This is a genomic window from Streptomyces sp. HM190, assembly GCF_009857135.1.
Classification (GTDB): domain Bacteria; phylum Actinomycetota; class Actinomycetes; order Streptomycetales; family Streptomycetaceae; genus Streptomyces; species Streptomyces heilongjiangensis.
Map to the genome: position 1 here is coordinate 639,569 of NZ_CP047318.1, position 20,001 is coordinate 659,569.

Below are 20,001 nucleotides of genomic sequence, written 5' to 3' on the forward strand. Positions count from 1 at the left end.
TCCCGGCCGCCGCAGGGGCGGCCGGGACCTTCGGGCGGTGTGCGCCTCAGTCGTCCTCGGTGGACGTGTCCGCGCCGTAGGGGACTCTCTCGCTCACACCCGCGGGGACACGGGTGTCCGGTGCCGGTTTCGTGGCCGCGCCGGGTTCGGCGGCGGAGACCGTCGGGGGGGCGGCGGACGGCGGCAGGGTGAGGGTGAGGGGTGCGCCCGTGGCGGTGGTCCAGCCGGAGGCGGCGCCCGCGTACGCCTCGCCGAAGGCGGCGCCGCCACGGGTGGTTCCGGTGGGGAGGGTGGCGGTGACGGCGGTGCCGTCGGGTGCGTCGACGGTGACGGTGGAGCCGATGCGGTAGGCGGTGACGTCGCCGGCCTGGAGGGCGGCCTGCCAGGCGGCCCTGCGCAGGAGTTCGGCGCCGATGTCCTTCATCCGCAGGTTCACGACGGGGGTGTTGTCGGCGAACAGGGCGGCGTAGCCGTCGAGGACGCCGTCGAGGACCGGGTAGGCGATGCGGTCCTCGGCGAGGTTGGACTGGTGGATGAAGTGCGGCCGGGGGTCGTTGGCGAGGACGTGGCCGAGGGCGATCCGCTTCTCCAGCGGCACGATGACCTGGTCGTAGCCGGTGGCCGTGTCCAGGGGCGCGGTGAGGCAGGTGGTGGTGGCCGGGTTGTCCTCGCAGATGCCGCTGCCGCCCTGGGCGCGGCTGGTGTAGATCCAGTTGTACTCGTCGACCTGTTCGGCGGCGCGGCCCGCGTTGTAGAAGACGTTCATCGGGTGGCGGGGCACGGTGGTGGCGGGCCCGACCCGACGCTGGATGGGTTCGCGGGAGTTGTCCGAGCCGAGCCAGGTGATGTCGTTGTCGTCGACGGCGAGCGCGAGGTTGGGGTTGTCCTCGGGCTGCTGCGGCAGGACCTTCATCCCGGAGTGCTCGCCGGTGACCAACTCGCCGTTCTCCAGGGGCAGTCCGTTGATCTGGCCCCAGACGCGGTTGGTGGCGATCTCGTCGGAGATCTCGTTGCGGCTGACCCAGCGGGTGGAGCCGTCGGCGTTGGTCGCGCACGTCCAGGGGACCACGGTGGTGTCCTGGACGCAGCCGAGGAAGGGGTGCGAGTAGGTGTGGTTGATCCAGCGGAACTTGTTCCGCTGCGCGATCAGCCGGTCGGCGAGGGCGTCGGTGCCGTTGTGGTCCTCGCGGTGGTCGACGCTGCCGGCTCCGTTGTAGGCGAAGTCGAAGGTGAGGTTCTTCTGGTCCTGCCAGGTGATGGCGTGGTCGACGTCGTCCGGGGTCATGCGGATGGGGTCGGGCTGGGCGTTCGGGTCGGTGCAGTCGACGTCGCCGGGGGTGCAGTTGAGCTGGGTGTTCCAGCGGTCGTCGGCGGCGAACACGTCGTCGACGTGAACGGCGAAGTAGTTGCGGGAGGCGCCGAGGTGCACGCCGTCGGTCATCCATTCCACGATGCCGCGGGCCAGCAGCCGGAACTGCTGCTGGTACTGGTTGTAGACGAACGTGACGACGAGTTCACGGCGTCCGTCGTGCCGGTACTCGCCGACGAGGGCGCCCCGTGTGGACCGGCCGGGGATCGCGGCGTCGACGTACGGGGTGAAGTCGGCGCCCGCCACGGGTCTCGACAGGTAGGCGTAGCTCTCGCCGACGGCGGGGTCGTTGTCCTCGAAGGGCACCGTCCCGTCGAGGTAGCCGAACGGGCCCGCCTTGCCGGCGGCGGTGACCTGGGCCTGTGCGCCGTCGATGCTGCCGGAGTAGCCGCCGTACACCGGGTACTGGAGTCCGGCCTCGGGGCGGGCGTAGGTGTAGGCGTCGACCTGGGGTATCTCGTACGTCTGCTCGTAGGCGACGAGCGCGGCCATCTCGGCGGAACCGGCCGGGAACGGGTTGTCGTTGGGCAGGACGACGGCCTGGAACCTGGCGCGCGGTCGGCCGTCGACGGTGTCCGCGAGGAATCCGGCGTCGATGACGGGCCGGTCCGACCGGGTCAGGTCGATCTCGGTGTAGGGCGTGCCGGCCGCGGTGAGTTCGGCGGCGATGGCGTCGGTGGACGGTCCGCCGTCGCTCACCACCAGGACCCGCAGGTCGATACGGGGTGCGATGTCGTCGGCCTGTGCGGGGCCGGCGGGCAGGCCGAGTGCGGCGATGAGCGCGCCCACCGTGAGCACGGTGGTGCGTAAGGTCCGCTTCATGCGGTGAAGTCCCCTCCCCGGGCAGGGGTGAGCACGCCTCTCCTGAGCGGACGCACCCCCTTGCGTGACGCCGGCATCCCCCTCAGAAGCCAGTCGTCGACGCATCCGTCGCGTCACATAGTGGTGTCTGTGTGGAGCTTTTGTGGTCATGCGGAGAAACATGACGGAAAAGCGAAGGTGTCCGAACGGAATCGCATGGAACCGAATGAGGTGTTCTTCCGTCCGCACCGGGGGGTACGGAGGGCCGGTTCCGCGTGACCGTGGAGGCCCGGCGCGCTGGTCCGGGCGCTGCGCCGTGCGCCGACGGGCCGCGGGGGCCCGTCGGCGGAACTGTCAGTGGTTCATACCGCGACATGTACGTGATCGCAGATCATTTCAGGTCACGCCCCCCTCGGAGGCCCCCGTCCCGGATGAACCGTCAGGCGCAGAGGATCCGTGTCTGGGGGGTGTAGACCGGGCCGCCGCTGGTGTTCGTGGAGTCGCTGAACTCGGCGTAGTAGTACGAGTAGAAGCCGATGTTGCCGTTGCAGCCGGAGTCGGCGGCGACCTGGAGCGTCAGCGTGACGGTGCGGCTCTGACCGGGCGGGATGGTGGCGCCGTAGTTGGTGCCGAGGTTGGCGGGGCCGGTCCCGGAGCAGGGGGTGGCGCCGGAGGCGGTGGCCAGGCTGCAGCCGGTGAAGGAGTACTTGAGGTCGGGGCGCTGCGTGGTGAGCCAGGTGGGCTCGATGGTCTGGTACACGAACCAGATGTCGTAGGTCTTGTTGTTCGTGATCGTCATCGACAGGTTCACCGTGCCGCCGGGGGTGGTGGTGGCGCTGTCGGTGGCGAAGCTCAGCTCGGCCGGCGCGGGGTCGGCGCTCGCGGTGGGCGCCATCCCGAAGACGGCGAGGGCGAGGGCGAGGACGGCGCCGAGGCCGAGACGTGTCATCAGTGGTGATCGCATGGGCCGGGAGGCTAGGCACACGACGAGCGGGCCGTCTGCCCCTCGGCGAGCGGGCCGGGGAGCCATCGGCCGAAAGTGTGTGGGGCGTGAAGGTAGTGGAGGGTCTGTGTGCGACATCGCCCGGCAGGCCATAGACGCAGCGTGATAGACATGTCACGCAGGGCTCGGGCGCGGCGGGTGGGGATGGGGCGGGGCCTGAGGGCTCTGTGACGGCATTGGCGTGTTTCGAACCGTATGGCCGCCGCCCGGAGCGGGCTGTCGGCCGTCCGCCGGTTCCCGTGCCCGCCCAGGCGTCGGCGGACGGGGTCGCCAAGGGCCGGAAGTCGCCTGTGGGAACCGCCGCCCCGTTGATGGGACGCCGCATCGCCTGTTCCATGACCCCTGGCCGGTGGTCGACCGCCGCCGGGAGCCGACTTGCGTGGGGGAGACAGTGCGTCAGCACGGAGCGCGTTCCGGGAGATCAGCGGGCTTGTCGAGAGCACGGCGAGGTGGCGTGTCGGGTGCGGCGGCGCTGTTGGGCGTCGCCGCACTCGTCATGTCGGCGGTGCCCGCCGGCGCGGCGACCGGGGGCGGCACGGCACCACCGGTCCCGGGGGAGGTGGTGCCGGGGCAGCGGACGGCGACGCCCGCCCTGGTGGACGGCATCCGGGAGCGGGCCCCGGCGGCCGGCAGCGCGGCGGACGCGGCGCGCGCGTACCTGGCCGCCGAACGGGACCGTTACCGCATCGCCGACCCGGTGCGGGACCTGGAACCGGCCGGGACCGTCAGGGCGGACGGCGGACGGGAGACCGTGCGGCTGCGGCAGGAGCACCGCGGTGTGCCGGTGCTCGGCGGCCAGTACGTCGTCCGCATGGAGAAGGGGGACGACGGCCGGAGGGTCGTCACCGGCACCTCCGGGAGGTACTTCACGGGGCTGCGGACCGACACCGCGGCCGAGGTCGACGACATGCTCGCCGTCGAACGCGCGGTCGACGCCGTACGAGCCGAGCTGGACGCCGAGGACTTCACGGCGTTCGCGGGGGCCGACGAGGACGGGACCCCGCTGACGGGCACCTCGCACGGCCTGGTGGTCCTGCCCGCCGGCGCGGGCCTGCTCACCCGGCACGTCACCGTGCGGGGCGCGAGCCCGGCGGGCGGCGAGCCGGTGCTGCGCGAGGTGTACATCGACGCGCACGCCGGATACCCGGTGCTCCAGTACAGCGGTATCAAGACGTTCGGCGCCCCGCGCACGGCCGCCGCGGGGAAGGCCGCCGGGCGGGCCGCGCGGTCGGCCGATCCGGTGGGCTCCGGGGTCACGCTCGACGGGAGGTCCGTGGAGCTTCCGGTCGGTCAGGACGAGGTCCAGGGCACGTACGTGCTGCGCGACCGCACCCGGATCCAGAACGACTACGGGGACTTCCTCGGCACCTGGGACGCGCGGGGCCTCGGGGTCACGGACGTGGCCGGTGTGTGGCCGCCGGAACTGCCGCTGTTCTCGTCGCCGACCCCGGCCTTCGGGTCCGGGGCCACCGAGGCGGGCGCGGTCGACGCGCACTGGGCCGCCGGGCGGGTCTACGACTACTTCAAGGACCGGCACGGCCGGGACAGCCTCGACGGGCGCGGCATGTCCGTCCACTCGCTGGTCGGGGTCACCGACGGCGGTCAGCCGTACGTGAACGCCTTCTGGGACGGCGAGAAGACGGTGTACGGCACCGGGGACTCGACGTATCTCCCGCTCTCCGCGGGGCTGGACGTCGTCGGCCACGAGATGACCCACGGTGTCATCGACCACTCGGCCGATCTCGTCTACGCGGGCCAGTCCGGCGCCCTCAACGAGGGAATAGCGGACTACTTCGGCAACGCCATCGAGACGGACGTGTACGGCGTCCCCATGGACGACCCGACCGCGGGTCTGCTCGGCGAACGGCTGTGCCGCACCGGACCGGCGGACGCGTGCGCGTTCCGCGACCTGAACGACGGGCGGACCACCGCCGCGTCCTTCCTCGGTGTCGGCTTCGGCACCGACAACGGGGGTGTGCACCTCAACTCGACCATCTTCTCGGGTGCGTTGTGGGACATACGTGAGGACCTCGGCGCCGAGCGCGCCGACCGTGTCGTGTACAGGGCGGTGACCGAGTACCTCACGCCGCTCGACGGGTTCACCCAGGGCCGGGACGCGGTGATCGCCGCCGCGAAGGACCTGGGCGTCTCCGGGCAGGACCTCACGGCCGTGCAGCGGGCCTTCAACGCCCACGGCATCGTGCCCAACTGGGAGCTGGCCCTCGGCGTCGACTCCGACACGCTGCTCGAACGCGTCAACACCGCCGACACCCGGCTGGGCGCCGGCGGCGACTGGTGGACGGCCGCCACCTCCGACGAGGACGGCACGGAGCCGTACTCGGTGTGGGCCGGACGCAACGACGGCACCGGGCGGCTGAAGCTGATGAGCCCCAACGACGGCCGCTACCACGTCAATCCGGCCACCGACGGCAAGACCGTGGTGTGGCAGGCCCACGGATCGAACGGCATCGACATCCTCGCGCGCCCCCTCGCGGGCGGGCCGGTGAAGGTCCTCGCCCACCACCGGAGCGTCGGGCGCGCCCTGGACGTCGACGGTGACGTGGTCGCCTACGCCTACAACAACCACGGCGGACGCGCCGCCGTCGCCCACCTCAGTCTGAAGGACCCGGCGAACAAGGTCTCCCGCGGCGGGGGCACCTACCGCCGGGCGACCTGGCCGTCGGTGAGCGACGGCAAGCTCGTCTACCAGGACACGCGGCGGGTGGCCCATGTGTACGAGTCCAGCACCCGGGTGGTGGACATCGCGACCGGCGAGGAGAGCGTCGTCCAGACCGCCACGCCCGGCACGAGCCTCGGCCCGACGGCGGTCGCGGGCGGGCGGGTGTACTGGCTGCTCGACGAGATCGACGGGAACGGGACGACGGCGCTGCGCAGCGCCGGACTCGACGGCTCGAACGTCACCGACCTCAGTGCGGAGGCGGGTCCGCAGGGGCTGAACGTCTCGCACGTGACGGCCTCCGAAAGCGCGGTGACGATGGTCGCCAGGAAGCCGGACACCGTGCTGCGCAACGAGGCACTGTCGAAGCTCTGGCAGTTCTCGCCGGACGGCGACCGCCGGGACCGGGTCTCCTGCAACCGGGGCGAGCAGCTCTCGGCCGCGGCGGCGCCGGGCACCCGCGTGGTGTGGCTGGACGCGACCACCGGCACCGGCGAGGTGGTCACCCGGGCCAGGCCGAGCGGCAGGTGCGGCTGACCGGCCTGCGCGGAGCGGGGCCCGCGCGCCCGGTCGCCCGGTGCGCGCGGGCCCCGCTCCGCGCAGGTGTGAGCGGGGGTGAGCGGGTACCCGCAGGCGTGCGGCCCACCCGTTCGGCACGAAGGAGCATCCCGATGAGTCATGCGACACGGACCCGGCCCGCACGGACCTCCGCCTCCGCCCGGCGGACGCACACGGAACTGCTCTCCGTCTACCTCAACGACCATCTGGCCGGCGCCACCGCGGGCACCGACCGCGCCCGCTATCTGGCCCGTTCCTGTCGTGGCACCGACCTCGGCCCGACCCTGGAGGCGATCGCCGGTGAGATCGCCAAGGACCGGCGCAGCCTGACCGACCTGCTGCGCCGGCTGCACATCCCCGCACGCCGGTACAAGGTCTACGCGGGCTGGACCGCCGAGAAGCTGGGGCGGCTGAAGGCGAACGGCAGGCTGGTGCGCCGCTCCCCGCTCAGCACGGTGGTCGAACTGGAGATGCTGCGGGCGGGGGTCACCGGCAAGATCGCGTGCTGGGAGGCCCTGCGGCAGCTCGCCGAGAGCGACGAGCGCCTCGACCCCGCGGTGCTGGACGATCTCCTGCACCGCGGCCACCGGCAGTTGCACACCCTGGAGGAACTCCACCGGGAGCAGACGGCGGTCACCTTCCACGCCTCCGGCCCACAGGCCCCGACCCCGGCCTCGCGCGGCACGGGAGCACGGTGACGGACCTGGTCCAGCACGCCTCCGAGGACGCCCTCGAAGCCGGGGCCGCCCCGCGGCGGTTCCGGGTGAGCGGCGGACAGCAGCCACCGGACGGGATCGTCGGCGGCCGGTTCAGCCCGGCACGCGCTCCCGGATGACGACGGACACCGGGCGGGCCGGGGCGGTGGGGACCTGGGTGGTGCCGCGACGGGCAACGTTCGCCCCGTCGCGGCACTAGGAGGTGAGTCCGGCCCGTTCGCAGGCGGTGCGGAGTGGCGGGGTGCAGATCTGGTCGACGGTGTAGACACCGTCCTCGACGAGGGTCGGTCCGATGGTGTCGGCCGTCACGGGGGTCGGCGCGAGCAGCACGGTGGGAATGTCCTCGGTGGTGGGGCTGTCGGTCGTGGTGGTGGCGATGGCGTCGAGGTCCTCGCCGCGGCCCAGGGCGACGGCCATGCGGGCCGCCGCGGACGCCTCCGAACGGAAGGGCTTGTACACGGACATGGTCTGCTCGCCCGCGACGATGCGCCGTACCGCGTCGAGGTCGGCGTCCTGGCCGGTGACCGGCGGCAGGTCGCGGACGCCGGCCTTCTTGAGGGCGGAGATGACGCCGGCGGCGACCGCGTCGTTGACCGCGAGGACACCGTCGATGCGCTGGGGGCCGAGGGCGGCGATGGAGGCGTCCATGTTGGCGTGGGCGCCGTCCGTGCTCCACCCGGTCTCGTACTCCCTGCCGATCTTCACCTTGCCCTTGAGGACGGACAGCGCGCCCTCCCGGTACCAGGCGGCGTTGGGGCTGGCCGGGTCGCCGTTCATCATGACGACGGTCCCGCCCTCGGCGTCGCGGCCCATCGCCTTGAGCAGGGCCGTGCCCTGGAGCCTGCCGACCTCCGCGCCGTTGAAGGAGACGTAGCCCGAGACGGGGCCCTCGGCGAGCCGGTCGTAGGCGACGACCGGGACGCCGGCGCGGCGGGCCTCATGGACCGAGGAGCGGATCGCCCGGGTGTCGGCGGCGTCGAGGATCAGCACCTCGGCCCCCTTGGTGATCATGGAGGTGACCTGGTCCCGCTGGCGGGCCGCGTCGTTCTCGGCATTGGCGTACCGCAGGGTGCAACGGGGGCAGAGTTCCTTGATCCGTTTCTCGATCAGCGGCTTGTCGGAGTGCTCCCAGCGGGGGATGGCTCCGCTGGGCAGGAGCAGACCGACGGTGAAGCCGCCGTCCCCGTCCGATGCGTCGCCTCCTCCGCAGGCGGCCATGGACATCGCCAGGAGCGTGGTGAGGACCGCCGCCCCGGCCTGCCCCGTCCGTGCTCTCATGGCAGGTCCCTCGGTTCCGTTCGGGTCCCCGGATGCGCGGAGGCCGTGTCGGGTGGCGGTACGACGATCTCGCTCCACACCTGTTTGCCGCCTGCCACCGGCACCGTGCCGAACGCGTCGGACATCGCCTCGACGAGCATCAGGCCGCGCCCGCCGGTCGACTCCCAGTCCACGATGACCGGCTTGGCCGGGGCGCGGGGCGAGGAGTCGCTGACGCAGACACGCAGCCGGTCACCGCGCAGGGTCAGGTCGATGCGTACCGGGCCCTGGGTGTGGATCAGGGCGTTGGTGACGAGTTCGGAGACGACCAGCAGCACCGCGTCGGCCACCTCCTGCGCCTGCCACCGGCGCAGGGTGCGCGCGGTGAAGCGGCGGGCGTGCATGACCGCGTCGGGCAGCCGCCACACCGCCCAGCCCGCCTTGACCGGCCGGGTGCGCATGCCGTCGTAGCGCAGCAGCAGCAGCGCGACGTCGTCCTCACGGGGACCGAAGTCGCCGAGGAGGGCGTCGGCCACCCGTCCGAGGTCGGCCGGATCGGCGGCGGTGAGCGAGGCGCTCATCCGGCGCATGCCCTCGTCCAGGGGCAGGTCGGCGGCCTCGACGAGGCCGTCGGTGACGAGCGCCAGCAGCGCGCCGGGGACGATGGGGACGGCCGTCATGGGGAAGTCGGCGTCCGCGAGGATGCCGAGCGGGGGCCCGCCTTCGACCAGGACCTCCTCGGTGCGGCCGTCGGGGTGGCGCATCAGCGGAGAGAGGTGTCCGGCGCGGACGAAGAGGATGTTGTCCGCCTCCATGTCCAGTTCGGCGTAGCAGCAGGTGGCGAAGAGGTCGGTCTCCATGCCGACGAGGAGCCGGTTGGCGTGCGAGATGACCACGTCGGGCGGGTGCCCTTCGACGGCGTAGGCGCGGACCGCGGTACGCATCTGGCCCATGATCGTCGCGGCGCCGGCGCTGTGTCCCTGGACGTCGCCGATGACGAGCGCCACCCGGTCCTCGGACAGGGCGATGACGTCGTACCAGTCGCCCCCGACCTGGAGGCCCTGCCGGGCGGGCACGTAGCGGGCGACGGCGACGCCGCCGGGCAGGTCGGGCAGGCGCCGGGGCAGCAGACTGCGCTGGAGCATCGTCGCGAGTTCCTGCTCGGCGTCGTGCGCCTGCGCGCGTTTGAGCGCGTCGCCGACGAGCGCGGCGGTTGCGGTCAGCAGGGCCCGCTCGTCGGGGACGAACTCGTGGGGTCGGTCCCAGCCGATCAGGCACACGCCGACGGCGCGGCCCTTGGCGGGCAGCGGCAGGACGGCCAGTCCGCCGTCGCCGACGCCGACGAGCCCCGGTTCGAGCTCGGTGCCGGCCGGCCACAGGTCCATGCGTCCGTCCCGCAGGGCCGTCCTGAGGGTGGGGAGCATGCTGATGGGTGCCTCGGGCCACTCCGTACGCCATTCGGCCCGCCACCTCTCGGGCCAGTAGGTCGTCTGGGGCGGGTCCAGCACGGTGACCACGAGCCGGTCGCCCGTGATCTCGGCGAGCGCCACCCGGTCGGCGCCGAGGGGCTCGCGCAGCGCCCTGACCACGACCCGGCCGACGTCCCGGACGGTCGTGGCGTCGTCGAGTGCCGCCGTCAGCCACTGGATCCGGGCGACGTCGTCGGCGCTGCGGCGCAGCTCGGAGGTGGCCCGGACGATTCCGTGCACCCGTTCGGCCCGGCCGTCGGCGCCCGCCAGGACCCGGCAGCCGAGGCTCAGCCAGCGCATTCCGCCCGTGGGCCGGCGGACCCGGAACTCCAGTTCCCGCCGTTCGACGGTCTGGATCGTGGGCTCCACCACCGACATCAGGGCGTGCATGTCCTCGGGGACGGCGTGCGCCAGTACGGTGTCGACCTTGCCGTCGAACTCGTCCAGGGTGATCCCGACCAGGTCGAGCAGGGTCTCGTCCGCCTCGATGAGACCGGTGTCCGGCACCAGGGTGAACGAGCCGACGTGCATGCCGCGCAGCGCGGTGGTCAGCGGCGACGCCGGCACGGTCCCGCCGTCCCCGGACCGCAGGACGTCGGCCACGGCGTCGGCGTACCGGCCGAGGAAACCGCGCTGCTCGGGGTCGAAACCCGCGGTGGACGGCCCCACGACGACGAGGCAGCCCCGACGGCCGCGCTCACCCCCCAGCGGCAGGGCGCCCAGGGAGGCGCCCGGCTCCGGCGGCACCGTCCGTCCTTCCGGGTAGCCGGCGAGCCCCCGGGCGTCGAGCCAGAGCGGCCGGCCGGTGCGGACGGCCTGCGCGACGGCCGAGCCGCCGGACAGGGGCAGCCGGTCGGGCGGCGCGTACGCGGGGGTGGCGCGGCCCGTCGTCTCCACCAGCCGCAGCTCCGTGTCCTCGGGGTCGGCCGTGTAGACGGCGGCGAGGGCCGTCCCGGCGAACGCGAGCGCCCGTTCGCTCGCGGCGGCCTCCGAAAGCAGGAAGGGGTGGCGGGTGCCGGCGGCACCGTTCCCCGACACCCGCCGTTCCGAGACCCCGGCCTGGACAGGGCCGTCATGGGGCATGTCCGTGACCATCCTCCCGTCCATGCCGCGAGCACTGGCAAGATCAGGCATTCACCTACCAGAATCGCATAGACGAACCAGCCGGACAGAACGGACAGAGGAGTGGATGGCCGAGCATTCGCCGAACGTCGTGGCCGGTGACAAACTGACGACGTGGTCGCCCCGCCCCTTCCACACGCGGTACGTCCGAGGCCGGGTGGCGCCGCTCCGCCACCGGACACGCGTCCCCGATTCCACGGCGCACCCGGATGCCTCCGCGCGCGGTGCGGGGCGACGCGACGCCGGGTGAGGAGGTCGGTCGCATGAAGGCCCGCATCCGGGACGCGGCCACCGCGGTGACCGCGGTCTCGACGGTCGTCGTCCTCAGCGCCTGCGGGGCCGACGAGCCCTCCGACGACGCGTCGGGCGGGAGCGGCGCCACGACGATCGCGCTGCTGCTTCCGGACTCCACGACGGCACGGTGGGAGACGCGGGACAGGCCGATGCTGGAGCGGCAGATCAAGGAGCGCTGCGCCGACTGCGAGGTCGAGCACGGCAACGCCAAGGGCGATGTGGCCGCCCAGCAGGAGCAGATGGAGTCCATGATCACCCGCGGGGTCGACGCGATCGTGCTCGCGGCCGTGGACTCCAGGGCGCTCGCGGGCTCCGTCGGGAAGGCGGCGGAGGCGGGCATCCCCGTAATCGCCTACGACCGGCTCTCCGAGGGCCCCGTCTCGGGCTACGCCTCCTTCGACGGTGAGGAGGTGGGCCGCCTCCAGGGCGAGGCCCTGCTGACGGCCATGGGGAACGGCGCGGCCCACCAGCAGATCGTCATGATGAACGGCGATCTCAGCGACCCCAACGCGGTGGCGTTCAAGAAGGGCGCGCTGTCCGTGCTGGGGGGCAGGGTGAAGATCGGCAAGGAGTACGACACCGCCCAGTGGCGGACGGAGACCGCGAACATGAACATGTCCAGCGCCATCGCCAGCCTCGGCGCCGAGTCCATCGACGGGGTCTACGCCGCCAACGACGGTCTCGCCGCCGGCAGCATCGCCGCCCTCAAGGCGAACAAGATCGAGCCGCTGCCGCCGGTCACCGGGCAGGACGCCGAACTGCGGGCGGTCCAGCGGATCGTCACCGGCGACCAGTACATGACGGTCTACAAGCCGTTCGCGCCGGAGGCCTCCGCCGGTGCGGCCATGGCGGTGGCGGCGGCCCGCGGGGAGAACCTCGACCAGGTGGCCACGGACACCGTGACCACCGACGGCCGGACGGTGCCCGCCGTCAAGCTCACCCCGATACCCGTGACCGCGGACACGATCGAGGAGACCTTGGTGAAGGACGGCGTCTACACGGTCGAGCAGATCTGCTCCCCCGCCGTACGGGCCGCCTGCCAGAAGGTCGGCCTGACCTGACAGCCGGTCATGACCGGGCCCCGCGCCCCGGTGAGGAGATGGTTGCCCGTGCCGAGTCCCCCCTTGCTGGCGCTGCGCGGTGTGTGCAAGCGCTTCGGAGTCGTCGACGTCCTCAAGGACGTCGAGTTGGAGATCCACGCAGGACAGGTGGTGGCGCTGCTGGGCGACAACGGGGCCGGGAAGTCCACTCTGGTCAAGGTGATCTCCGGGGTGGCCCCCGCGGACCGCGGGGTCATCGAGTGGGAGGGTGGCAGGGTCCACATCAGACGCCCCCATGACGCCCGCGACCTCGGTATCGCCACCGTCTACCAGGACCTCGCGCTGTGCGGGAACCTCGACGTCGTCGGCAATCTGTTCCTCGGGCGGGAGATCAGCAGGTTCGGCCTGCTCGACGAGGTGGAGATGGAGCGCAGGACCCGGAGCCTGCTGGAGCGGCTGACCCGGGGCGTCCCGGATCTGCGCGCCCCCGTCGTGGCGCTGTCCAGCGGCCAGCGGCAGACGGTGGCCATCGCGCGCTCCCTGCTGGGCGAGCCCCGGGTGCTGATCCTGGACGAGCCGACCGCGGCCCTGGGCCTGGAGCAGACGAACGAGGTCCTCGACCTGGTCGACCAGCTGCGCGACCGGGGTCTCGGAGTGCTGCTGATCAGCCACAACATGGGCGACGTCAAGGCACTCGCGGACCGGGCGGCCGTGCTGCGCCTCGGCCGCAACAACGGCTTCTTCGACGTGAACACCGCGTCGCAGGAGCAGATCATCGCGTGCATCACCGGCGCCACGGAGAACGTGCCCCGCCGGGTGGCCGCCCCCGAGGCGGGGTGGTGAGGGGGATGCGCGAGATGCGGGAGGAACCGCGCACGGAGCCGACCGGGCCCGGCGCCGAGGCCCGCGCGCCGCGACGCGGCCGGGCCGTCGCCGCGGCGGTGGAGCACGGGCTCGCCGTGCTCCGGCGCAAGCTGAGTTCGGGCGAGCTGAACTCGCTGCCCGTCGTCCTCGTCCTCGGCGCCGTCTGGATCACCTTCCAGATCCTCAACCAGAACTTCCTCTCGCCCCGGAACCTGTCCAATCTGAGCGTGGACATCGTGGGCACGGGGCTGATCGCGGTGGGTATCGTCTTCGTGCTGCTGATCGGCGAGCTGGACCTGTCGGTCGGTGCGATCAGCGGGCTCGCCGCCGCCGTCTTCGCGGTGCTGAACGTGAACAACGGCGTCCCCGAATGGCTGGCACTGGTCGTCGCGGTGCTCGCCGGCACCGCCGCCGGCACCGTCCAGGGTTTCTCCTTCGCCAGAACGCGGGTGCCCGCGTTCGTCGTCACCCTGGCGGGTCTGCTCACCTGGAACGGCCTGATGCTCTACATCCTGGGCACCAGCGGCACCGTCAACCTCAGCGAGGACGGCATCGTCGCCAGGCTGACCAGTTACTACCTCAGCAATGACGTCGCCGCGTACGGTGTGGCGGCGATCAGCGCCGCCATGGTGTTCGTCGCCGCCCACCAGGACCGACGGCGCCGGATGGCGGTCGGCATGCCGCACCGCTCGGTCACGGGCATCACGGTGCGCACGGCCGCCGTGGCGGTGCCGGCGTTCGCCATCGCCTACGTCCTCAACAGCTTCCAAGGGCTGCCGCTCGCCCTGCTCGTGTTCCTGGTGGTGGTGGCCGGCCTCGACATCGTGCTCCGCCGCACCCATTACGGGCGGCAGGTGTACGCGCTCGGCGGCGGCGTCGAGGCCGCGCGGCGCGCCAGCCTCAACGTGGCCGGAGTCCAGACGGCGGTGCTGGCGGTGTCGGGCACCATGGCCGGGATCGGCGGACTGTTCCTGGCCTCCCGCATCACGTCGGTGAGCCAGAGTTCCGGCTCGGGCGTACTGCTGCTCAACGCGATCGCGGCGGCCGTCATCGGCGGCACCAGCCTGTTCGGGGGCCGGGGCACGACCTGGTCGGCGGTGCTCGGCATGCTGGTCATCCAGTCGATCGCCTCGGGCATGGCCATCACCGACACACCGGTCGCCGTCCAGTTCATGATCACCGGTGGGGTGCTGTTCGCCGCGGTGGTCATCGACGCCCTGTCGCGGCGCTCGCAGGAGGCACACGGGCGGGCGTGACGGCTCGGGCCGGACTGCCGGCCCCGTCGCGGACGGCTCTGCGCACGGGCGCCCCGTGACGTTTCGGCGCGGGACGGCGTTCGGGGTGCGCGGGTTCCGGCGACGCGCCCTTGACCGGGGCACGCCCCGACCGGACCATGTTGCGTATCACACGATTTGTTGCCCCATACGCATCACGCTTCATCGCGGAGGACGTCGATGACCGTTCTGAACACGCCCCTGCGCGAGCTGGACCCGGAGGTCGCGGCCGCCCTGGGCACCTGACGCGGAGCGGTGGCGGGGAGCACCCCCCTGTCCGCCGGACGGCCAGCGGATAAGGGTGGCGGCTCGGGCGGGGTCCGGCGAGGTGGGGGCGATAGGGGTTGGCGGGCGGGCCGCGGCGGAGCAGCCTTGCTGCCGGGTGCCGGTCCCGCAGCCCGGGGCGCGGCCTCTCCGCCCACCGAACGGAAGGTTTCCGCCCGATGCGGGTGCTCTTCGCGACCCACTCAGAGAAGACCCACTTCCACAGTTTGATCCCGCTCGCCTGGGCCCTGCGGTCGGCGGGGCACGACGTCTGCGTGGCGTCGCAGCCCGCGCTCGCCGAGGAGATCACCCGGGCCGGGCTCACCGCCGTACCGGTGGGTGAGGACCACACCTTCCTCCAGCGCCTCCAGGAGGCCGGTCAGGCCGACTTCTCGGGTGGCTTCGGACAGAACGGTGCCGTCGAGCCGCCCGAGACCTGGGAGGGCCAGGGACTGCTGTACCGGGCTTTCGTCGACTTCTACATGCGGGGGGTCAACAACGACGAGTTCGTCGCCGGGCTCACCGGGTTCGCCCGGCACTTCCGGCCGGACCTCGTCGTATGGGAGCCCTACACCTTCGCCGGTCCGGTCGCCGCGCGAGCCGTCGGCGCGGCGCACGCACGGCTGGTGTTCAGCCCGGACTACTTCCAGCAGATGCGACGCACGTTCCTGCGGCTGCGGCACGAGGCGCCCGAGGAACAACGCGCCGACCCGCTGGAGGCATGGCTCGGGCCGCTGCTGGAGCGGTTCGGCGGAGGCGGTTACGCCGAGGACATGGCAGTCGGGCAGTGGACGCTCGACACGGTTCCGGCGGAGGCCCGGTTCCCGCTCGACGTGCGGCGGGTCCCGATGCGGTACGTGCCGTACAACGGACCCGCCACGGTGCCCGGCTGGCTGCACGAGCCGCCCACGCGGCCCCGGGTGTGCCTGACCGGTGGGGTCACCCTGCGCAACCAGGCGGGGCACGACGCGCTCTCACCCGCCGACCTGCGCATGTTCGAGGACCTGGACATCGAACTGGTCGCCACCCTGCGACAGGTCCCCGGCGAGGAAACGGCGGTCCCCGCCAACACGCGGCTCGTCGACTTCGTACCGCTGCTGGCGCTCCTGCCGAGCTGCTCGGCGGTGATCCACCACGCGGGCGGCGGCACGTGGAACACGGCTCTCGCGGCGGGTGTTCCGCAGCTGCTGGCCGCCGACACCTGGTACGCCGTGCACCTGGGCCGGCACCTGCGGAGCGTCGGCGCGGGGCTCCATGTGTCGGAGCGGCGTGAGCTACGGACGGCGCTGGAGCGGCTGCTGAAGGAACCGTCGTTCGGCGAGTCCGCGCGGCGGCTGCGGGACGAGCGGGTCCTGGCCCTGCCCACGCCGGTGGACGTGGTGCCCGTGCTGGAGAAGCTGACGGCGGATCACCGCGCCTGAGACCCGTCGTTCCCGGCAGTGGACGAGGCCTCCGGTGCGGTGAGGACGTGGCGTCCTCACCGCACCGGAGGTCTTCGTGTCCCACGGCGCCGGCCGTCCGCCAGAGCACCGTCACGCGGGTCACGTCGGGGCAGCCGACGCGGCAGCCGATGCCTCGGCCGCCGCGTGGGCGTGGCGTCCTTTCCGGCCCGCCCCCTCGTCGCCGCACACACCGCGCCCTCTTCCTCGATGACTTGGAGTCAGGTAATGGACGTAGCCGAAGGCATCCACACGTTCCCGATCAGCGAACCCACGGGCTTCGCCTATCCCCCGTGCTATCGCGAGCTCCAGGAGAAGGAGCCGCTGGCGCGGATCCGCATGGCGTACGGCATGGAGGCGCGGCTGATCACCCGGCACGCGGACGTGAAGGCGGTGCTGTCGGACCCCCGGTTCAGCAGGGCCGCGACGGTGGGCGCGGACATCCCCCGCCCGACGGCTCCGCTGCTGCACGACACCTCGATCCTCAGCCTCGATCCGCCGGAGCACACGCGCCTGCGCAGACTGGTCGCGCAGGCGTTCACGGTGCGCGGCATCGAGACCATGCGGCCGCGGGTCGAGAAGGCCGTGGCCGGGCTGCTGGACGCGATGGAGGAACAGGGGCCGCCCGCCGACCTGGTGACCGCGCTGGCCCGGCCGCTGCCGCTCACCGTCATCTGCGACATGCTGGGCGTTCCCGACGCGCAGAGCGACACCTTCCGCGCACTGGCGCACACCTTGTTCACCGGCACCGACCAGGGCGAGGTGGAGTCCACGGTCGGGCAGATGATGGGCCTGATCGGCGAGTTGGTCGCGGAGCGCCGACGGGCCCCGTCCGACGACCTGCTGGGCAGGCTGGTCCAGGCCCGTGACCAGGACGACCGGCTGAGCGAGGAGGAACTCGTCAACCTCGCGCTGACGCTGCTGGTCGGCGGGTTCGAGAACACCGCCCACGAGATCGCCAACTTCGCGGCCCTGGTGCTGGGCAGCCCCGAGCACCTGGCGGAGCTGCGGGCCTCGCCCGAGCTGGTGCCGGCGGCGGTCGAGGAGGTCCTGCGGATCGCGCCGCTCTCGGTCACCGGCGGGTTCGTACGGATCGCGGTCGACGACGTCGAGCTGAGTACCGGCACCATCCGCAAGGGTGAGGCCGTGGTGATCGACACACAGGCCGCGAACCTCGATCCGGCCGTGTTCGACGAGCCGACGGAGATGGACTTCCACCGCTCCGCCAATCCCCATCTCATCTTCGGCCACGGCGCCCACCGCTGCATCGGCGCCGAGCTCGCCCGCATGGAGCTCCAGGTGGCGGCGGGGTCCCTGCTGCGGCGCTTCCCCGAGCTGGCGCTCGCGATCCCCCGGGACGCGATCGAGTTCACCGGGGGCGTCCTGCGCGGCCCCGCCTGCCTGCCCGTCACATGGTGAGCGCGGTGCCCGCCACGGCGGACTTCGCCACCTGGTTCGCCGAGCGCGCCCGGGTCAACGACCAGCGCGTCGAGGCGATCCCGTTCGCGGACCTGGACGGCTGGGGGTTCGACGGGGCCACGGGTGACCTGCGGCATCGCACCGGCCGGTTCTTCAGCGTGCGCGGCCTGCGGGTGCGGCCCGGCGGCGACGGCCCGGCCCCCGAACGATGGCAGCCGATCATCCACCAGCCGGAGATCGGCGTCCTCGGCATCCTCGCCAGGACGTTCGACGGCGTCCGGCACTTCCTGCTCCAGGCGAAGGCCGAACCCGGCAACGTCGACGGCATCCAGCTGTCCCCGACCGTGCAGGCGACCCGCAGCAACTACACCCGGGTCCACCGGGGCGGGTCCGTGCGCTACCTGGAGTACTTCACCGACCGCCGGGGACGGGTGCTGGTCGACGTCCTGCAGTCGGAGCAGGGCGCCTGGTTCCTGCACAAACAGAACCGGAACATGATCGTCGAGATCGACGACGACGTCCCCGTCCACGACGACTTCCGCTGGTTCACCCTGGAGGAGATCAGGGCCCTGCTCCACCGGGACAACCTGGTCAACATGGACGCCCGTACGGTGCTGTCGTGTCTGCCCCGCACCGAACCCGGGGCCGACGCTCCGGGCGGGCCCGGCCCCGCGTGGAGGGCCTCGGCGCAGGCCCTGGGGCCCCGGCAGGGCGCCCTGCACTCGATGACGGAGCTGTCGAGCTGGTTCACCGACGCCAAGACGCGGTGCGAGCTGACCGCCGACGTCGGGCCGCTCGCCGGGCTCCCCGGCTGGCGCCGCACGGCGACCGAGATCGCGGCCGAGGACGGCGGGCGGTTCCGCATCGTCGCCGTCGACGTCACCGCACCGCACCGCGAGGTCCCGCACTGGACACAGCCGATGCTGGCACCCTGCTCCCGGGGACTCGCGGCCCTGCTGTACCGGGCCATCGGCGGGGTCCCGCACTTCCTGGTGCGGGCGCACGCCCAGGAGGGCTGTCTGGACCGGCTGGAGATCGGGCCGACCGTGCACTGCGTACCGGACGAGCAGCGCGACCGGGCACCGGAGGACCGGCCCGCGTACCTCGACGTTCTCGGCGCGCTCCCCCCGGAACGGATCCGCTACGACCGGATCCTGTCGGAGGAGGGCGGGCGGTTCCTCGCCGCGGAGAACCGGTACGTGATCGCGGAACTGGAGGAGGACTTCCCCGCCCGGGTGCCGGCCGGGTACTGCTGGGTCACCCTGGGGCAGCTCAAGGAACTGCTCCGCCACAGTCACTACGTCGGCATCGAGGCGCGCACCCTGGTGGCCTGCGCGGAGGCCCTGCGGTGAGCGGGCCGTCCGGGACCGGACCGGAGCGTGTGGTGCGGGTCGGGGTCCTAGGCTGCGCGGACATCGCCCGGCGCCGGGTGCTGCCCGCCCTCGCCGCCGAACCGAGGACACGTCTGGTGGCCGTGGCCAGCCGGGACGCGGCGAAGGCACGCCGGTTCACCGAGCGGTTCGGCGGTGAACCGGTGGAGGGCTACGACCGGCTCCTCGACCGCGGCGACCTCGACGCCGTCTACGTCCCGCTGCCCACCGGACTGCACGCCGCGTGGACCGTGCGGGCGCTCCGCGCGGGTCTGCACGTGCTGGTGGAGAAGCCGCTGGCGACGAGCCGCGCGGAGGCGGCCGTGATGCTGGAGACCGCCCGCGCCCACGGGGTGTGGCTGATGGAGAACTTCATGTTCCTCCACCACGGTCAGCACGAGGAGGTACGGCGTCTGGTCGCCTCCGGTGAGATCGGCGCACCACGTTCCTTCAGCTCCGCGTTCGGCATCCCGCCGCTGCCCGCCGGGGACGTCCGGCACCGGGCCGACCTCGGCGGGGGATCGCTGCTGGACGTCGGCGTGTATCCGCTGCGCGCGGCACGGCTGCTGCTGGGTGACGAACTCGACCCGGTGGGCGCGGTGCTGCGGGTCGACGCGGGGCTCGGTGTGGACGTGGCGGGCCATGTGCTGCTGACGACCCCGGACGGGGTCACCGCCGAGCTGTCCTTCGGCTTCGAGCACGCCTACCGCTGCTCGTACGCGCTGTGGGGCAGCGGGGGCCGGATCGTCCTCGACCGCGCGTTCACCCCGCCGCCGGCGCTGCGGCCCGTGCTGCGGCTGGAGCAGCAGGATCTCGTGCGGGAGGTCACGCTGGCCGCCGACGACCAGTGCGGGGCAGTGGTGCGGAGTTTCGCGGCAGCCGTGCTGGACGGGGTGCCGCCCCGGGACGGTCCGGAGGACCTGCTGGGCATGAGCGGACTGCTGGACCGGGTGCGGGCCTGCGCGCGGGTGATCCGTTAGGCGCTCGGAGGCCGGGCGTGACGGGGCGGGGCCCCGGGGAGGCGTTCTCCCCGGGGCCCCGCCGTCGTCGTTCAGGCGCCGTGCC

The 20,001-nt window shown here is 72.7% G+C and carries 14 protein-coding genes; 10 read left to right on the top strand and 4 right to left on the bottom strand.

Translation table 11 applies throughout. The annotated features are described in order from the left end of the window. Positions 1–46: 46 nt before the first annotated feature. Positions 47–2,191, bottom strand: coding sequence for a hypothetical protein (locus tag GSY65_RS02515; protein WP_159765730.1), 2,145 nt, complete (start codon positions 2,189–2,191; stop codon positions 47–49). A 418-nt stretch (positions 2,192–2,609) separates the two neighbouring features. After that, entirely contained in the window at positions 2,610–3,134 is a 525-nt protein-coding gene (locus tag GSY65_RS02520) for a hypothetical protein (RefSeq protein ID WP_159765731.1), read from the bottom strand. A gap of 493 nt (positions 3,135–3,627) precedes the next feature. On the opposite strand from GSY65_RS02520, the gene GSY65_RS02525 reads away from it, so the two are divergent. From GSY65_RS02525 to GSY65_RS02535, 3 genes are all read left to right on the top strand, one after another. After that, complete coding sequence (locus GSY65_RS02525) at positions 3,628–6,387, top strand: M4 family metallopeptidase (RefSeq protein ID WP_443043194.1); 2,760 nt, start codon at positions 3,628–3,630, stop codon at positions 6,385–6,387. A gap of 134 nt (positions 6,388–6,521) precedes the next feature. Then, complete coding sequence (locus GSY65_RS02530) at positions 6,522–7,106, top strand: hypothetical protein (RefSeq protein ID WP_236579674.1); 585 nt, start codon at positions 6,522–6,524, stop codon at positions 7,104–7,106. Beyond that, complete coding sequence (locus GSY65_RS02535) at positions 7,103–7,243, top strand: hypothetical protein (RefSeq protein ID WP_159765732.1); 141 nt, start codon at positions 7,103–7,105, stop codon at positions 7,241–7,243. The genes GSY65_RS02530 and GSY65_RS02535 overlap by 4 nt, the downstream gene beginning before the upstream one ends. Before the next feature lie 76 nt (positions 7,244–7,319). Here GSY65_RS02535 and GSY65_RS02540 read toward each other — a convergent pair whose 3' ends face one another. Beyond that, entirely contained in the window at positions 7,320–8,402 is a 1,083-nt protein-coding gene (locus GSY65_RS02540) for a sugar ABC transporter substrate-binding protein (RefSeq protein WP_159765733.1), read from the bottom strand. Next, positions 8,399–10,933, bottom strand: a complete 2,535-nt coding sequence (locus GSY65_RS02545; RefSeq protein ID WP_159765734.1) for a SpoIIE family protein phosphatase — start codon at positions 10,931–10,933, stop codon at positions 8,399–8,401. Before GSY65_RS02545 ends, GSY65_RS02540 begins: the two co-directional genes overlap by 4 nt. A gap of 302 nt (positions 10,934–11,235) precedes the next feature. On the opposite strand from GSY65_RS02545, the gene GSY65_RS02550 reads away from it, so the two are divergent. The 7 genes from GSY65_RS02550 to GSY65_RS02580 all read left to right on the top strand — a co-directional run bounded on the left by GSY65_RS02550 (position 11,236) and on the right by GSY65_RS02580 (position 19,916). Next, on the top strand, positions 11,236–12,327 hold the full coding sequence (locus GSY65_RS02550) for a sugar ABC transporter substrate-binding protein (RefSeq protein ID WP_159765735.1): 1,092 nt from the start codon (positions 11,236–11,238) through the stop codon (positions 12,325–12,327). 48 nt (positions 12,328–12,375) lie between these two features. Then, positions 12,376–13,149, top strand: coding sequence for an ATP-binding cassette domain-containing protein (locus GSY65_RS02555; RefSeq protein ID WP_159765736.1), 774 nt, complete (start codon positions 12,376–12,378; stop codon positions 13,147–13,149). A 14-nt stretch (positions 13,150–13,163) separates the two neighbouring features. Then, positions 13,164–14,426, top strand: coding sequence for a sugar ABC transporter permease (locus GSY65_RS02560; protein ID WP_159775557.1), 1,263 nt, complete (start codon positions 13,164–13,166; stop codon positions 14,424–14,426). Between the two features lie 461 nt (positions 14,427–14,887). Then, positions 14,888–16,129 (top strand): activator-dependent family glycosyltransferase, encoded by a 1,242-nt coding sequence (locus GSY65_RS02565; protein WP_159765737.1) that lies wholly within the window; start codon positions 14,888–14,890, stop codon positions 16,127–16,129. A gap of 246 nt (positions 16,130–16,375) precedes the next feature. Continuing rightward, positions 16,376–17,566 (top strand): cytochrome P450, encoded by a 1,191-nt coding sequence (locus tag GSY65_RS02570; protein WP_159765738.1) that lies wholly within the window; start codon positions 16,376–16,378, stop codon positions 17,564–17,566. 5 nt (positions 17,567–17,571) lie between these two features. Then, positions 17,572–18,918 carry an NDP-hexose 2,3-dehydratase family protein gene (locus tag GSY65_RS02575; protein ID WP_159765739.1) on the top strand — a complete coding sequence of 449 codons (1,347 nt, stop codon included), beginning with the start codon at positions 17,572–17,574 and terminating at the stop codon, positions 18,916–18,918. Continuing rightward, positions 18,915–19,916 carry a Gfo/Idh/MocA family protein gene (locus tag GSY65_RS02580; protein ID WP_159765740.1) on the top strand — a complete coding sequence of 334 codons (1,002 nt, stop codon included), beginning with the start codon at positions 18,915–18,917 and terminating at the stop codon, positions 19,914–19,916. Before GSY65_RS02575 ends, GSY65_RS02580 begins: the two co-directional genes overlap by 4 nt. Positions 19,917–20,001 lie beyond the last annotated feature (85 nt).

Coding starts and splice junctions, on each gene's coding strand:
- GSY65_RS02515 (WP_159765730.1), bottom strand. CDS start 2,191: ATGAAGCGGACCTTACGCACCACCGTGCTCACGGTGGGCGCGCTCATC.
- GSY65_RS02520 (WP_159765731.1), bottom strand. CDS start 3,134: ATGCGATCACCACTGATGACACGTCTCGGCCTCGGCGCCGTCCTCGCC.
- GSY65_RS02530 (WP_236579674.1), top strand. CDS start 6,522: ATGAGTCATGCGACACGGACCCGGCCCGCACGGACCTCCGCCTCCGCC.
- GSY65_RS02540 (WP_159765733.1), bottom strand. CDS start 8,402: ATGAGAGCACGGACGGGGCAGGCCGGGGCGGCGGTCCTCACCACGCTC.
- GSY65_RS02545 (WP_159765734.1), bottom strand. CDS start 10,933: ATGCCCCATGACGGCCCTGTCCAGGCCGGGGTCTCGGAACGGCGGGTG.
- GSY65_RS02550 (WP_159765735.1), top strand. CDS start 11,236: ATGAAGGCCCGCATCCGGGACGCGGCCACCGCGGTGACCGCGGTCTCG.
- GSY65_RS02560 (WP_159775557.1), top strand. CDS start 13,164: ATGCGGGAGGAACCGCGCACGGAGCCGACCGGGCCCGGCGCCGAGGCC.
- GSY65_RS02565 (WP_159765737.1), top strand. CDS start 14,888: ATGCGGGTGCTCTTCGCGACCCACTCAGAGAAGACCCACTTCCACAGT.
- GSY65_RS02570 (WP_159765738.1), top strand. CDS start 16,376: ATGGACGTAGCCGAAGGCATCCACACGTTCCCGATCAGCGAACCCACG.